Raw genomic sequence first — 15,138 nt, 5'->3', positions numbered from 1 at the left:
TACCCTCGAAAACCTTGCTGCGCTGCTGATCAAACATGCAGACGCAAAAAAGCCGGGAATTTCCCGGCTGCCGCATCATACACCCGTTTTCGCGCAGGATCACCCCGCCAGAGGTATTAGCCGCCCGGCGGGGTACATCATCAAGGCTTGGTCTTGCCCATGAAGCGGAAGAAATCGCTGCTTGGGTCGAGTACCAGCACGTCGCTCTTGTTCGCGAAGCTCTCACGGTAGGCCTTGAGACTACGGTAGAACGCGTAGAACTCCTGGTCCTGGCCGTAGGCCTTGGCATAGATGGCCGCTGCCTGGGCATCGCCATCACCACGCACCTCTTCCGACTCGCGATAGGCTTCAGCCAGCAGCACACGGCGCTGACGGTCAGCATCGGCACGGATACCTTCAGCCAGCTCGTTACCCTTGGCACGGTGCTCACGGGCTTCACGCTCACGCTCGGTGCTCATGCGCTCGAACACGCTGCGGTTCACTTCCTTCGGCAAGTCGATGGCCTTGACCCGAACATCGACGACTTCGATACCCAGCTCCTTGTTGGCCATGCGGTTCAGCGAAGCGGTGATGTCCGCCATCAAGGCGTCACGCTCACCGGACACCACTTCGTGCAGGGTACGCTTACCGAACTGGTCACGCAGGCCGCTTTCCAGACGACGCGACAGACGCTCGTCGGCGATCTGCTTCAGGCCCGAGGTAGCGGTGTAGAAGCGCTCGGCGTCCTTGACCCGCCATTTGGCGTAGGCATCGACCATCACGGCTTTCTTCTCCAGCGTCAGGAAACGCTGGGTCGGAGCATCGAGGGTCATCAGGCGGGCATCGAACCTGCGCACCTGGTTAACGTACGGCACCTTCACGTGCAGGCCAGGCTGAACGTCAGTTTTCACCACACGACCGAATTGCAGCAACACGGCGCGTTCGGTCTGGGCAACGATGTAGAAGCTGTTCCAGGCCACGATCGCCAGCACTACGCCAACGATCAGGGCGATCAGCGATTTATTGCTCATCAGCGGCTCTCCCTAGAACGCGACTCACGTTGCTGCTGTTGCAGGTCAGTGGCAGCACGGTTGGCTGCATCATTGACCGAGACCGGCACGCTGCTCACAGGAGCACTACTGCGCGTGTTTTCGATCATCTTGTCCAGCGGCAGGTAGAGCAGGTTGCTCTGGCCGTCTTTGCCAGAGACCAGCACCTTGCTGGTGTTGCTGTAGACTTCCTGCATGGTGTCCAGGTACAGACGCTGACGGGTCACCTCAGGCGCCTTGCGGTACTCGGCCACCAGCTTGGTAAAGCGATCCGCCTCACCCTTGGCACGAGAAACCACTTCGTCGCGATAACCGTTGGCGTCCTCGATGATACGCTGCGCCTGACCACGGGCTTCCGGCACCACGCCATTGGCGTAGGTTTCAGCCTGGTTACGGGCACGCTGCTCGTCTTCACGGGCGCGAATCACGTCATCGAAAGCTTCCTGCACTTCACGCGGGGCTGCCGCGCTCTGCACGTTCACCTGAGTGACGGTGATACCGGTACGGTAGGTGTCGAGGAAACGCTGCAGGCGCTCCTTGATCTCGACCGCCATCTGTTCACGGCCTTCGGTCAGCACCTGATCCATCGCGGTGGAGCCCACCACGTGGCGCAATGCGCTGTCGGTCGCGTGCTGCAGGCTGACTTCAGGCTGATCGACGTTCAGCACGAAATCCTGCAGGTTGGTGATCTTGTACTGCACGGTCAACGGCACTTCGACGATATTCTCGTCTTCAGTCAGCATTTGCCCCTGCTTGGTGTAGGCACGCTCGCGGGTGACGTTTTCCATGTACTTGCGATCGATCGGCGGGAAGTAGATGTTCAGGCCCGCGCCAACCGTTTCGTAGTATTTGCCGAAGCGCAGAACGACTGCCTGCTCCTGCTCGTCAACCACATAGACGGCACTGTAAAGCCAGATAGCCGCCAACACGGCGAGACCGACACCCAGCAGGCCAAAACCACCGCCCTTGTTGGTGCCGCTGTCGCCGCCACGTTTCTTGCCACTGCCGAACATACCGTTCAGGCTGTCCTGCAGCTTGCGGAAGGCTTCGTCGAGATCCGGCGGCCCTTTCTTGTCGCCACCACGGCGGCCACCCCAAGGGTCCTGATTGTTCGAGTTGCCACCCGGCTCATTCCAAGCCATAGCGCTCTCCATCTGATAAAGCAAAGACGCGCTCACGGCGCGCCGTCCAATGCTACAGAATGCCTGTCACGGCTGCCTGACCGCTAGGCCTGGCATTTATTGCAAAGTGTGTTGCTCGATGAAATCCAACGGTTTCATCCCTTCACGACTGACCAGTCGATTGAACTCTATTCGCGACAACCGCACCGCCAGCAGGCTGTTACCTTCTTCATCGTGTTCTTCGCTCTGCACCGCACCGAGCGCAAAGAACTGCGCACGCAATCGCGCATAGCGCTGCTCAAGGCGCAAGGTACCGATGAACAGGTCATCCCCCAGCAATTCGGCAATCGCCTGCCCGACCAGCTCCAGACCGCGTCCGTCACGTGCCGACACCCAGACACGTTGCGGTTTACCTTCTTGGTTACGCTGAATCTGAGGCTCTACACCTTCAAGCAGGTCGAGTTTGTTATACACCTCAAGTATCGGCAAGCCTTCAGCACCGATCTCACTGAGTACGGCCATGACTTGCTCTATCTGTGCCATGCGCTCCGGCTCATGGGCATCGATCACGTGCAACAGCAAATCAGAGTTGCTCGACTCTTCGAGCGTAGCTCGAAAAGCTTCAACCAGCTTGTGCGGCAGATGACGAATGAAGCCCACGGTATCGGCCAGCACGATCGGCCCGACATCGTCGAGTTCAAGGCGGCGCAAGGTCGGGTCGAGGGTGGCGAACAGCTGGTCGGCTGCATACACCTCGGAGGCGGTCAGGGCATTGAAGAGGGTCGACTTGCCGGCGTTGGTATACCCCACCAGCGAGACTGACGGGATGTCTGCACGCTTGCGTCCACGACGCGCCTGCTCACGCTGGCTGCGCACCTTTTCCAGGCGTGCCTTGATTTGCCGCAGACGGACTCGCAACAGGCGACGGTCGGTTTCCAGCTGGGTTTCACCCGGGCCTCGCAGACCAATACCGCCCTTCTGTCGCTCGAGGTGGGTCCAGCCGCGTACCAGGCGCGTGCTCATGTGCTCTAGCTGAGCCAGCTCAACCTGCAGTTTGCCTTCGTGGGTACGTGCGCGCTGGGCGAAGATATCGAGAATCAAACCGGTACGGTCAAGCACGCGACACTCGAAAACGCGTTCGAGGTTACGTTCCTGACTGGGCGTCAGGGTGTGATTGAAAATCACCAGGTCCGCTTCTTCGGCTTTGACCAGGTCGCGCAACTCCTCGACCTTGCCAGTGCCAATCAGGAATTTGGCGGAAGGCTGGTGTCGCGTCACCGTGACGAACGCAACGATATCGGCACCTGCCGACACTGCCAGCTCCTGAAACTCCTGCGGGTCTTCGCGCGCCTCAGGGTCCTGACCTTCCAAGTGAACGAGGATCGCCCGTTCACCACCACCGTGGCGCTCAAAGAACAAAGCAGACTCCTATCAGGCGTTACCTAGCTCAGCGTCACCGTGTTCGGCATCAGCTGCGCTTGGCAGACGGATTGGACGCACTGGAACCACTGTCGAGATAGCGTGCTTGTAAACCATTTGGCTGACGGTGTTCTTCAGCAGAATCACGAATTGGTCAAACGATTCGATCGTGCCTTGCAGTTTGATGCCGTTGACCAGATAGATCGAGACCCCGACCTTTTCTTTTCGCAAAGTATTCAAGTAAGGGTCTTGTAGCGAATGCCCTTTTGACATGTGCCGCACTCCTGTAAGGATCAATAGTAAGAAAATTCAAAAAAACTGATGGCTCAGGCCGCCCCACCCCAAGGATAGACGGCAATTGCAAGGACTCAGCTCAATATGGAGGCCGATCCCAAGTATTTCAAGGTGCGAGACAGATTGTCGCAAGCCAGGCTATCCAGCCAGTGCAGATCAGCCCAACTACGCAACCAGGTAAACTGCCGCTTCGCCAACTGGCGAGTGGCAATAATGCCGCGCTCCTGCATTTCAACTGAAGTCAACTTGCCATCGAGATGATCCCATACCTGGCGATAACCGACTGCTCGTATAGACGGCAATCCGGCATGCAAGTCACTTCTGGCACGCAGCAATCGGACCTCATCAACGAAGCCCTGTTCCAACATTTGACCAAAGCGCAGTGCAATTCGCTCATGCAGAACCTGCCGGTCCTTCGGTGCGATCGCCAAACTGGCGACAGTATAGGGCAATTGCCCCTGTCCCGACGCGCCTAGTACGCTACTTTGCGCAGATTGACGCTCTCGATGGGCCGTCATGCTCGAGCCGCTGACCCGATAGACCTCCAGCGCACGCATCAGCCGCTGCGGATCATTGGGATGAATACGCGCCGCCGATACCGGATCGATGGCCGCCAGTTGATCGTGCAGGGCTTGCCATCCAAGGCGCTGGGCTTCGCCTTCGATTTCCGCCCGCACCTGCGGATCGGCGGGCGGCATATCAGCCAACCCTTCGAGCAGCGCCTTGTAGTACAACATGGTACCGCCCACCAACAGCGGGATATTGCCCCGCGCAGTGATTTCAGCCATGGCTTCCAGGGCATCGCGCCGGAAGTCCGCGGCCGAATAGCTCTCGGCGGGGTCCAGAATGTCGATCAGGCGATGCGGGTGAGCCGCCAGAATATCCTTGGACGGCTTGGCCGTGCCGATATCCATACCGCGATAGACCAGCGCAGAGTCAACGCTGATCAGTTCGCAGGGCAATACTTTTGTAAGTTCGATGGCCAGATCGGTCTTGCCCGCGGCAGTCGGGCCCATCAGAAAAATTGCCGGTGGCCTGGAAGCAGGCATATCAACGACCACGCAAGAACAGTTTGTCCAGGTCATCCAGGCCCAATTGGGTCCAGGTCGGACGACCATGGTTACATTGACCGCTGCGCTCGGTGTTTTCCATATCGCGCAGCAAGCCATTCATTTCTGCCACCGCCAGGCGGCGATTGGCACGCACCGCGCCATGACAGGCCATGGTGCCCAACAACTCGTTCAAGTGTGCCTGAATACGGTCACTGGTGCCGTACTCCATCAGGTCGGCCAAGACATCCTGAACCAGGCGATTGGCTTCAGCCTGCTTGAGCAAGGCCGGAATTTGCCGGATTGCCAGGGTTTCCGGGCCAAGGCGCTGCAACTCGAAGCCCAGGCGCTGGAACCACTGGGCATGCTCTTCAGCACAGTCAGCCTCACGCTGACTCAATGCCAGCGACTCCGGCACCAACAGTGGCTGCCCACTAAGCCCCTCACTGGCCATGGCGATTTTCAGGCGCTCATACATGATCCGCTCATGGGCCGCATGCATGTCCACCAGCACCAGCCCCTGAGCGTTTTCGGCCAGGATATAGATACCCTTGAGCTGGGCCAGGGCATAGCCCAACGGCGGAATGTCGCCCTGGCCTTCCGGCAAGGCGACCGCTGCAGTTTCGGGCAGCGGGGCAAAGAACTCGCGGTAGACACTCTGGGTTTCCGCCGTTGGCATCGGCGAAGCAGGGCGCGGGGTGTACTGATACCCGTAACCGGCACCAGAACCACTGCCGGCCGGACGAGACACAGGCTGCTCGAGCAGGTTGGCCGCCAGGCGCATCTCGCCCTGAGGACCAAACTCGCCCGCCGCCAGCCCACTCGGCCGAATCGCTTCGGGCACTGCCGCAGGCGCCGCCACCTGATCTTCCGGACGAACATCAGCCAGCGCCCGGTGCAACGTGCCGTAGAGGAAGTCATGCACCATACGGCCGTCACGGAAGCGCACTTCGTGCTTGGTTGGATGCACGTTGACGTCGACACCCGTAGGGTCAACCTCGAAGAACAGCACAAAGGTCGGATGCCGGCCGTTGAACAGCACGTCGCGGTAGGCCTGGCGTACCGCATGAGCCACCAGCTTGTCGCGCACGGCCCGACCGTTGACGAAGAAATACTGCTGGTCTGCCTGGCTGCGGGAGAAGGTCGGCAAGCCGACCCAGCCCCACAGGTGCAAGCCGTTACGCTCGATCTCGATCGGCAACGCCTGCTCAAGGAACGCGGGGCCGCAAACCGCGGCAACGCGCCGCGCCCGAGCCACATCGTCATTGGCCTCATGCAGGCTCAGGATGGTCTTGCCGTTATGGCGCAAGTGGAACGCCACATCGAAACGTGCCAGCGCAAGGCGCTTGATGACTTCCTGAAGGTGATCGAATTCGGTCTTTTCAGTTTTGAGGAACTTGCGCCGGGCCGGCGTATTGAAGAACAGGTCCCGGACTTCCACCGACGTTCCTACCGGATGCGCCGCAGGCTGCACCCTTGGCGCCATGTCGCGCCCCTCGGTTTCGACCTGCCAGGCCTGGTCGGCGTCACGGGTGCGCGAGGTCAGGGTCAGGCGTGCAACCGAGCTGATCGACGCCAGCGCCTCACCGCGAAAACCCAGGCTCATTACCCGTTCCAGGTCTTCGAGGTCGCGAATCTTGCTGGTAGCGTGGCGTGCCAGCGCCAGTGGCAGATCATCGGCAGAGATACCGCTACCGTCATCACGCACGCGCAGCAGTTTGACACCCCCCTGCTCCACGTCCACATCGATACGCCGGGCGCCGGAATCAAGACTGTTCTCCAACAGTTCCTTGATCACCGAAGCCGGACGCTCAACAACCTCACCGGCGGCAATCTGGTTGGCGAGCCTAGGGCTAAGCAGCTCGATTCGAGCGCTGGTATTCATTGCTGGGCCGCCAGGGTGGCACTGGGAATGTCCAGGTTCTGACCAACCTTCAGTTCATCGGTCTTGAGGCTGTTGGCACTGCGCAGCGTCGCCACGCTGACCTGATAACGCACGGCAATCATCGCCAGCGTTTCGCCAGGACGCACCACATGTTCACGTGGCCCCTGGGCGATCTTGCCGCTGTCACGCAGCCAGGCCACATAGGTGCCCGGCGGCGGGTTTTGCTGGAAGAACTGCCGCACGCCACTGTGGATAGAACGCGCCAGCGACTGCTGATGGCTAGGCGTGGCCAGCTTGGACGCCTCGTTGGCGTTAGAGATAAACCCGGTTTCCACGAGGATCGACGGGATATCCGGCGACTTCAGCACCATGAAGCCTGCCTGTTCAACCCGACGCTTGTGCAACGGGGTGATACGGCCAATGTTACCCAGCACCTTTTGCCCAACGTTCAGGCTGGAACTCAGCGAGGCGGTCATCGACAGGTCGAGCAGTACGCCGGCCAGCATGCGGTCCTTGTCGTCCAGGCTGACGTTACCGGCACCACCGATCAGGTCGGAACGGTTCTCGCTGTCCGCCAGCCAGCGCGCGGTTTCCGACGTCGCACCACGGTCGGACAAGGCAAACACCGAGGCACCGAAAGCTGCCGTGGAGGGCGCCGCGTCGGCGTGGATCGAAATAAACAGGTCGGCGCCTTTCTTGCGGGCAATCTCGGTACGTTTACGCAGCGGGATGAAGTAGTCGCCGGTACGGGTCAGTTCGGCGCGAAAGCCCTTCTCGGTATTGATCTGGCGCTGCAGTTCCTTGGCGATCGCCAGGACAATGTCTTTCTCATGCTGGCCACGCGAGCCCGAGGCGCCCGGGTCTTCACCGCCGTGACCGGCATCGATGGCGATGACAATATCGCGCTTGCCGTTCGGTACCGGCGGCAATTTGATCGCAGGCTGCGCAGGCGTGACCGGAACGGCAGGCGCGGTTGCAGTGGTCGGCGGCGGTGCTGGCGTCGACGGCGAGGTATCGGCGTCCTGATCGAACAGGTCCACCACCAGGCGGTTACCGTACTGCTGATTCGGAGCCAGAATGAAACTCTTGGGGTTGACTGCCTTGCTAAGGTCAATCACCACACGCAGGTCAGTCGGGGTACGTTGCGCCGAGCGCACACTGGTAATCGGGGTATTGGCAGTGGGAAGCGACAGCGGCGCGGCCATGGTAGCGCCGTTGATGTCGATCACCAGGCGATCCGGCGCACTCAGCGTGAATACGCTGTGCTGCACAGGCCCCGACAGGTCGAATACCAGCCGCGTGTTGTCCGGCGCCCGCCACAAACGCACGCTTTTGACTTGAGTGACGGCCAAAGCGTCAACGGTCACGACCGTAAGCAATAGTCCTACGACGGCAACCAGTGCGCGAATGCGCATACCTATCCCCATTTTCTATTTGAATTCCAAGGCCAGAGCGACACACCAGGCTTCGCCGCGCGAGCCCTGCGGCAACAGGTTCAGCGAACGACCGCCCGCTTGTGGGCTTATGGTAATGGTCAGGTCAGGCTTTGGCAAAATGCCCGCCCCCTTTTGGGGCCACTCCAACAGACACAGGGCGTCATCATCAAAATAGTCACGAATGCCCATGTACTCGAGCTCTTCGGGATCGACCAGACGATACAGGTCAAAGTGGAAGGCACGCTTGTCACCTATCTCATAGGGTTCCACCAGGGTAAACGTCGGGCTTTTCACCGCGCCACGATGCCCGAGCCCACGGATAATGCCGCGCGACAGGGTAGTCTTGCCCGCCCCGAGGTCGCCCTCGAGAAAGATCACGCCACGACCTTCAGTCACCTCGGCAATACGTGCGCCGAAATCGACCATGGCCTGCTCATCGGCCATAAACAGGGTTACACCTGACACGCTGAATGCTCCTCCAACAACTGACGAATCTCTGGAATCAGGTCACTGGCCGCCAGGCCACGCCCTTTTTCACCCTGCCGCTCTCCGGCACGGGCATGCAACCAAACACCAAGACAGGCGGCCTGCCATGGTGCCATTCCCTGCGCCAGCAGTGCCCCCAGCACACCACTGAGCACATCACCCAAGCCTGCTGTCGCCATGGCCGGATGCCCATGCTGACACATGGCCAGATGACCATCCGGAGCGGCAACCAGGCTGCCGGCGCCCTTGAGAATGCACACCGCCGCATATTTGCGCGCCAGCTTGCGTGCCGCCCCGGCCCGGTCCACCTGCACCGCTTCGGTGGCGATACCCAGCAAACGTGCGGCCTCACCCGGATGCGGGGTCAGAATGCTATGGGCGGGCACCGACAAGGGCGAGCGCGCCAACAGGTTCAACGCATCGGCATCCCACACCTGCGGCAACCCCACATCAACAAGGGCTGACAACAAGCTACGACCCCAAGCCGCCTGCCCCAGACCTGGCCCCACCACCAACACCGAGGCACGTGACAACGGCGCCATCAACTGGTTGGCCGACTGCACACCCAGGCTCATCACTTCCGGCAACCGCGCCTGCGCTGCAGCCAGGTGTTCGCCACGGGTCGCCAGTGAAACCAGCCCGGCACCACAGCGCAGGGCAGCCTCTGCCGCCAGAAGCCCGGCACCGCCGGTGCCGCGATCCCCACCGATTACCAGCACATGACCAAACTGGCCCTTATGTGCATCAACGGGTCGTGCTGCCAGCAACGGCAGGCTGTCGCCCTCAAGCGTCAGCACGTCTTTTGCGATGTGTTTGGTATGCGGCATGCGTACTGGGCTCCGATGTCTGGCAGAATTATACGCACCTGAGTCCTGATTGCCTTGTTTAGCATGCCTGTTCCTGTCACTGATCTTCCCGCCCTGGCCCAATCCATCAAGGAATGGGGCCGCGAGCTTGGCTTTGCCCATGTCGGCATTGCCGGGGTGGCACTTGGCGAGCATGAAAAACACCTGGAGCGCTGGCTTGAAGCCGGTTACCACGGCGAGATGGACTACATGGGCGCCCACGGCAGCAAGCGCTCGCACCCTGAAGAACTGGTGCCCGGTACGCTACGGGTGGTTTCGCTGCGCATGGACTACCTACCAGGCGACACCCAGATGGCACAGCGCCTGGCGCAACCCGAAAAAGCGTACATTTCCCGCTACGCCCTGGGCCGCGACTATCACAAGCTGGTCCGCAAGCGTGTTCAACAACTGGCCGAGCGTGTCCAGCAGGCTATTGGCCCCTTTGGCTTTCGCGCCTTTGTCGACAGTGCCCCGGTGCTGGAAAAAGCCATCGCCGAGCAGGCCGGGCTCGGCTGGATCGGCAAAAACACCCTGCTGTTGAACCGCAAGGCCGGCAGCTACTTCTTCCTTGCCGAACTGTTCGTCGACATTCCACTGCCCGTCGACCCGGCACAGACCAGCGAGCATTGTGGTCGCTGCAGTGCCTGCCTGGATATCTGCCCGACCAAAGCCTTCGTCGGCCCCTATGTACTGGATGCCCGACGCTGCATTTCCTACCTGACCATCGAGCTGAAAAACGCCATCCCCGAAGACCTGCGCGCCCTCATTGGCAACCGGGTCTTCGGTTGCGACGACTGCCAGATTGTCTGCCCCTGGAACCGCTTTGCTCGCCCAACCGAAGAGCGCGACTTCAAGCCTCGACACAACCTGGACAACGCCGAGTTGGCCGAGCTGTTTCTCTGGGATGAAGAAAAATTCCTGGCCAGCACCGAGGGCTCGCCGTTGCGCCGGGCCGGCTATGAGCGCTGGCTGCGCAACCTTGCCGTGGGCCTGGGCAACGCGCCCTCGAGCATTCCCGTGCTGGAAGCCCTCAAGGCGCGTCGCGACTACCCTTCCGATCTGGTACGCGAGCACGTCGAGTGGGCGCTAAGGCAACATGCCGAGCGGTTGTCACCCCTGTCGGTTTGATCATTGCTCGTCGTTGTAATGGAACTTGGGCATTTCCCAGTGAAAGCGAATGGCCAATAGGCGCAACAGGAAGCCGCCGAACAAGGTGAGCAGAATGGCCTGCTCGCCTGGCAGCTCCAGCGCAACGCAGGCCAGGTAGCACCAGGCCGCAGCGAAAGAGACGCTGGCATAGAGCTCACGACGGAATATCAGTGGGATGTCGTTGCAGAAGATGTCGCGCAGGATGCCGCCGAAGACCCCGGTAATGACCCCACTGATCGAGGCAACCAAAAAGCTCTGGCCCATTTCCAGGGCAGTCATGCAGCCAATCAGGGTGAAGGCCACCAACCCCAGCGCATCAAGCACCAGGAACAGCGAACGCAGGTGGCGCATCAAGGGGGCAATGAAGATAGTGACCAGCGCCGCAACACTGGTCAGCACCAGGTACTCGGGGTGCTTGACCCAGGTCAGCGGGTAATGCCCCAGCAGTACATCCCGCACCGAGCCACCGCCCAGTGCGGTAATGCAGGCGATCAGCACCACGCCGAACCAATCCATGCCGCGACGACCGGCCGACAACGCACCCGTCATGGCTTCAGCGGTGATTGCAATCAAGTAGAGCATCAACAACATGGTGCAGATCCGAGCAAAGGGGCGCGCAGTCTACCCAGTTGCCCGCGGCACCAAAAGGGGGCGCACGGAGGATAATCCGCACACCCGGGGTGCACACCGCATCAGAACTTGATGAAGTGCTCGCGGTAGTGACGCAGCTCGGCAATGGATTCGCGGATGTCGTCCAGCGCCAGATGGGTTCCACCTTTCTTGAAACTGTCGCGGACCTCAGGCGCCCAGCGTGCGGCCAGCTCCTTGAGCGTTGAGACGTCGAGATTACGGTAGTGGAAATAGTTTTCCAGCTCACGCATGTGGCGGTAGAGGAAGCGGCGGTCCTGACAGATGCTGTTGCCACAGATCGGCGACTTGCCCTTCGGCACCCACTGCTCGAGGAAGGCCAGGGTCTGTGCTTCGGCGGCGGCCATGTCGATCTTGCTCTCCCGTACACGCTGGGTCAGGCCCGAAGCGCCGTGGGTACGGGTGTTCCACTCGTCCATGCGCGCCAGCACCTCATCGCTGTGATGGATCGCGATGACCGGCCCTTCAGCCAGGGTATTCAGGTCACTGTCGGTGACAATCGTGGCCATCTCGATGATGACATCATGATCAGGGTCCAGACCGGTCATTTCCAGATCGATCCAGATCAGGTTCTGGGGGTTCTGCATACAGTGTGCTCCTCAACGTAGCTGCGCAGTTTAGCCTAGTGGAGCATGCTAAACTCCAGACCGATTTAATATTGCCTCCCGCACGGAACCTTCATGGCCAAACGCCAGCTCAATCGTCGCCAAAACTGGCGTATCGAAAAAATCCAGGGCGAACGCGCTGCACGCGCCGCCAAACGCGAACAACAAGCCATGGAGGTACTCGAAGGTGGCGACTTGGGGCCCGAGCAACTGGGCCTGGTAATCGCCCACTTTGGCGTACAAGTTGAAGTCGAAGCCCAGGACGGCGAACAGGTCGGCCAGGTCTTTCGTTGCCACCTTCGCGCGAACCTGCCAGCACTGGTAACCGGCGACCGCGTCGTCTGGCGCGCAGGCAACCAGGGCATTGGCGTGATCGTGGCGCAAATGCCGCGCAGCACCGAACTGTGCCGCCCAGACTCGCGCGGCCAGCTGAAACCGGTGGCGGCCAACGTCGACCTGATCGTGATCGTCTTCGCACCAATGCCCGAACCGCATGCCAACCTGATCGACCGCTACCTGGTAGCCGCCGAACACGCCGGCATTCGCCCCTTGCTCCTGCTGAACAAGGCCGACCTGATCGACGAACAGAACGCCCCAGCACTCAATGCACTGCTGGCGGTGTACCGGCAACTGGGTTACCCGCTGCTGGAGGTTTCGGCCCACCATGGCGACGGCATGCAACAGTTGCAGTCCCAACTCGACGGCCATATCAGTGTGTTCGTCGGCCAGTCGGGGGTGGGTAAGTCATCGCTGGTCAACAGCCTGCTACCCGAGGTGCAAGCCCGTGTTGGCGCGCTGTCCGAATGGTCAGGCCAAGGCACCCATACCACGACGACCGCCCGCCTCTTCCACTTCCCCGGGGGTGGCGAACTGATCGACTCACCGGGTATCCGTGAGTTCGGCCTGGGCCATGTCAGCCGCGCTGATGTCGAGTCGGGCTTTATCGAGTTCAATGACCTGCTCGGCACCTGCCGCTTCCGCGACTGCAAGCATGATCGCGAACCCGGCTGCGCCCTGCTCAAGGCACTGGAAGACGGGCGCATCCAGCAGCAGCGCATGAACAGCTACCGCTCGATCATTGCAAGCTTGCCGCAAGACAGCTACTGAGCAATAACGAGCCCGTCAGCACACAGCAAAACGCCCGCGCAGATCGCTCTGCGCGGGCGTTTTGAGTGCCTTGGACTTAACGCTTGCCCGGCTCGTCCATCTTCAACACACCATCCTCGAAGATATTCAGCTTCTGGCGCAGCTCGTGTGGCTGCATAGGCTCGGGCTCTGGTGCAGTAGCACCGCTGGAACCGCCCGGCGAAACCGGTGCACCACCTGGCTGAGCGCCATCCGGCGCGGCAGGCGCCTGCTCACCCTCCATCGCACGCTGGGCCTTCTTGGTCAGCACGATGATGTCGATACGACGGTTAACTGGATTGAACGGGTTAGCGCGATCAAACAGCGACGACGACGCATAACCCACTACCCGAGCGACCTGGGTGTCCGGGTAACCACCCGCCACCAGCGCACGCCGAGCGGCGTTGGCACGGTTGGCAGAAAGCTCCCAGTTACCGAAATCACCCGTACCGGCGAACGGCTTGGCATCCGTGTGGCCACTGATGCTGATCTTGTTCGGTACGGCCTTGATGGTATCGGCCATGGCCAGCAGGATATCTTCGAAATAGGGCTGCAAGCGCGCACTGCCCAAATCGAACATCGGCCGGTTTTCCGCATCCATGATCTGGATACGCAGGCCGTCCTGGGTAATCTCGAAGAGGATCTGATCCTTGAATTTCTGTAGCTGCGGGTTTTCTTCGACCTTGTTTTGCAGCTCCTGCAGCAACAACTCCAGACGCTCACGCTCAACCTGTTCGGCCATGGTTTCGACCTTGTCCTTATCCAGCTGAATGCTGGTGTCAGGCGTTGGCTCGGACTTCACCTCAGGGTTGATAGTCTTTTCAGGGGCCAACTGAGGCGAACCGCCCAGGTCGATAATGTACGGCGTACCACTTTCAGAGAACCCTATCGGGTCTTTGAAGTAGCCAGCGATGGCAAGCTTCTGTTCCGGCGTGGCCGTCGACAGCAGCCAGAGCACCAGAAAGAACGCCATCATCGCCGTCGCGAAGTCGGCGAACGCAATCTTCCAGGCGCCACCGTGATGGCCAGCGTCAAAGCGTTTGACGCGCTTGACGATAATGGGCTGATTGTTCTCCATGGCTTAGCGACCGCGAACCGCTTGTTCCAGCTCAGCGAAGCTCGGACGATGCGACGGGAACAGCACCTTGCGACCGAACTCTACAGCCAGCGATGGCGGCATGCCCGACGCCGAGGCGACCAGCGAAGCCTTGATGGCCTCGTAGACATTGAGTTCTTCACGGGCGTCATGACGCAGCGTATTGGCCAGTGGACCGAAGAAACCATAGGCCGCGAGAATACCGAAGAAGGTACCGACCAGCGCCGCGCCCACGTGCAGACCGATGGATTTCTGATCGCCATCACCCAGCGAGGCCATGGTCACCACGATACCCAGTACGGCAGCCACGATACCGAAACCCGGCATACCGTCGGCAATACCCGTCACCGCGTGCGACGGATGCTCAAGCTCTTCCTTAAGGCTCAGCAATTCCATGTCGAACAGGCCTTCCAGCTCGTGGGGAGCCATGTTGCCGGTAGACATGATGCGCAGGTAGTCGCAGATGTACGCGGTCATGCGTTCATCCTTGAGCACAGCCGGGTACTTGGCAAAAATCGGACTGGCCGCCGCGTCTTCGATATCGGCCTCAATCGCCATCATGCCTTCACGACGGCTCTTGTTGAGGATCTCGTAGACCAGGCCCAACACCTCGATATAAAAGGTGTGCGTGAAGCGCGTGCTGAACATCTGCAACGATTTTTTGACCACGTGCATGGTCATATGGCCAGGGTTGGCCTGCAAAAACGCACCGAATGCAGCACCCCCGATGATCAGCACTTCGAAAGGCTGAATCAACGCAGCGATTTTGCCGTGAGAAAGCACATATCCGCCAAGCACACTCGCGAATACGACGATGATGCCGATAATTTTAGCCATAGTTTAAAGCACTTACTGTCGTGGTCAGGGTCGGGGGGGCGGAAGCTCGAAAACTCTTCTTCTACTTATCGGCACTTCTGCGCCAGACTATAGCCAGTCAAGGCGAAAAGCCAGT

Annotated in this window: 15 protein-coding genes; 2 read left to right on the top strand and 13 right to left on the bottom strand. The window is 60.3% G+C overall.

The features are described from left to right. Window positions 1-140: 140 nt before the first annotated feature. From hflC to CYD26_RS08330, 9 genes are all read right to left on the bottom strand, one after another. Entirely contained in the window at window positions 141-1,010 is an 870-nt protein-coding gene (gene hflC / locus CYD26_RS08370; RefSeq protein ID WP_102052361.1) for a protease modulator HflC, read from the bottom strand. Beyond that, window positions 1,010-2,170: an FtsH protease activity modulator HflK gene (gene hflK, locus CYD26_RS08365; protein WP_102052360.1), complete on the bottom strand. Its 1,161-nt coding sequence runs from the start codon at window positions 2,168-2,170 to the stop codon at window positions 1,010-1,012. The genes hflC and hflK overlap by 1 nt, the downstream gene beginning before the upstream one ends. Window positions 2,171-2,266: 96 nt before the next feature. Next, complete coding sequence (hflX, locus tag CYD26_RS08360) at window positions 2,267-3,568, bottom strand: ribosome rescue GTPase HflX (protein WP_065758757.1); 1,302 nt, start codon at window positions 3,566-3,568, stop codon at window positions 2,267-2,269. A gap of 12 nt (window positions 3,569-3,580) precedes the next feature. After that, window positions 3,581-3,841, bottom strand: a complete 261-nt coding sequence (hfq, locus tag CYD26_RS08355) for an RNA chaperone Hfq (protein WP_102052359.1) — start codon at window positions 3,839-3,841, stop codon at window positions 3,581-3,583. A gap of 95 nt (window positions 3,842-3,936) precedes the next feature. Further along, the gene (gene miaA / locus CYD26_RS08350) at window positions 3,937-4,911 is read right to left on the bottom strand and encodes a tRNA (adenosine(37)-N6)-dimethylallyltransferase MiaA (protein WP_102052358.1); all 975 of its coding nucleotides are present in this window, start codon (window positions 4,909-4,911) and stop codon (window positions 3,937-3,939) included. 1 nt (window position 4,912) lies between these two features. After that, window positions 4,913-6,796, bottom strand: a complete 1,884-nt coding sequence (gene mutL, locus CYD26_RS08345) for a DNA mismatch repair endonuclease MutL (RefSeq protein WP_102052357.1) — start codon at window positions 6,794-6,796, stop codon at window positions 4,913-4,915. Further along, window positions 6,793-8,223, bottom strand: a complete 1,431-nt coding sequence (locus tag CYD26_RS08340; protein ID WP_176717405.1) for an N-acetylmuramoyl-L-alanine amidase — start codon at window positions 8,221-8,223, stop codon at window positions 6,793-6,795. The genes mutL and CYD26_RS08340 overlap by 4 nt, the downstream gene beginning before the upstream one ends. A 3-nt stretch (window positions 8,224-8,226) precedes the next feature. Beyond that, the gene (gene tsaE / locus CYD26_RS08335; RefSeq protein WP_102052356.1) at window positions 8,227-8,697 is read right to left on the bottom strand and encodes a tRNA (adenosine(37)-N6)-threonylcarbamoyltransferase complex ATPase subunit type 1 TsaE; all 471 of its coding nucleotides are present in this window, start codon (window positions 8,695-8,697) and stop codon (window positions 8,227-8,229) included. Next, the gene (locus tag CYD26_RS08330; RefSeq protein ID WP_099773408.1) at window positions 8,685-9,545 is read right to left on the bottom strand and encodes an NAD(P)H-hydrate dehydratase; all 861 of its coding nucleotides are present in this window, start codon (window positions 9,543-9,545) and stop codon (window positions 8,685-8,687) included. Before CYD26_RS08330 ends, tsaE begins: the two co-directional genes overlap by 13 nt. A 63-nt stretch (window positions 9,546-9,608) precedes the next feature. Here CYD26_RS08330 and queG point away from each other — a divergent pair, with 63 nt between their 5' ends. Then, a complete protein-coding gene (gene queG / locus CYD26_RS08325; RefSeq protein WP_065758750.1) occupies window positions 9,609-10,691 on the top strand; it encodes a tRNA epoxyqueuosine(34) reductase QueG in 1,083 nt (360 codons plus the stop codon). Here the strand turns inward: queG and CYD26_RS08320 are convergent, their stop codons facing one another. Together CYD26_RS08320 and orn are read right to left on the bottom strand one after the other, a co-directional pair. After that, on the bottom strand, window positions 10,692-11,303 hold the full coding sequence (locus CYD26_RS08320) for a trimeric intracellular cation channel family protein (RefSeq protein ID WP_065758749.1): 612 nt from the start codon (window positions 11,301-11,303) through the stop codon (window positions 10,692-10,694). A gap of 101 nt (window positions 11,304-11,404) precedes the next feature. Continuing rightward, window positions 11,405-11,947 carry an oligoribonuclease gene (gene orn / locus CYD26_RS08315; protein ID WP_065758748.1) on the bottom strand — a complete coding sequence of 181 codons (543 nt, stop codon included), beginning with the start codon at window positions 11,945-11,947 and terminating at the stop codon, window positions 11,405-11,407. 93 nt (window positions 11,948-12,040) lie between these two features. Between orn and rsgA the strand changes: the two genes are divergently transcribed. Continuing rightward, a complete protein-coding gene (gene rsgA, locus CYD26_RS08310; RefSeq protein WP_065758747.1) occupies window positions 12,041-13,072 on the top strand; it encodes a small ribosomal subunit biogenesis GTPase RsgA in 1,032 nt (343 codons plus the stop codon). A 76-nt stretch (window positions 13,073-13,148) separates the two neighbouring features. Here the strand turns inward: rsgA and motB are convergent, their stop codons facing one another. Together motB and motA are read right to left on the bottom strand one after the other, a co-directional pair. Further along, window positions 13,149-14,168: a flagellar motor protein MotB gene (gene motB, locus CYD26_RS08305; RefSeq protein WP_065758746.1), complete on the bottom strand. Its 1,020-nt coding sequence runs from the start codon at window positions 14,166-14,168 to the stop codon at window positions 13,149-13,151. 3 nt (window positions 14,169-14,171) lie between these two features. After that, window positions 14,172-15,023 carry a flagellar motor stator protein MotA gene (gene motA, locus CYD26_RS08300; RefSeq protein ID WP_065758745.1) on the bottom strand — a complete coding sequence of 284 codons (852 nt, stop codon included), beginning with the start codon at window positions 15,021-15,023 and terminating at the stop codon, window positions 14,172-14,174. Between the last annotated feature and the right edge of the window lie 115 nt (window positions 15,024-15,138).

Source organism: Pseudomonas sp. FFUP_PS_473 (genome assembly GCF_002858665.1).
Classification (GTDB): Bacteria; Pseudomonadota; Gammaproteobacteria; order Pseudomonadales; family Pseudomonadaceae; genus Aquipseudomonas; species Aquipseudomonas defluvii.
Note: the sequence above shows the minus strand (reverse complement) of the source record. Positions and strands in the feature narration are given on the sequence as shown.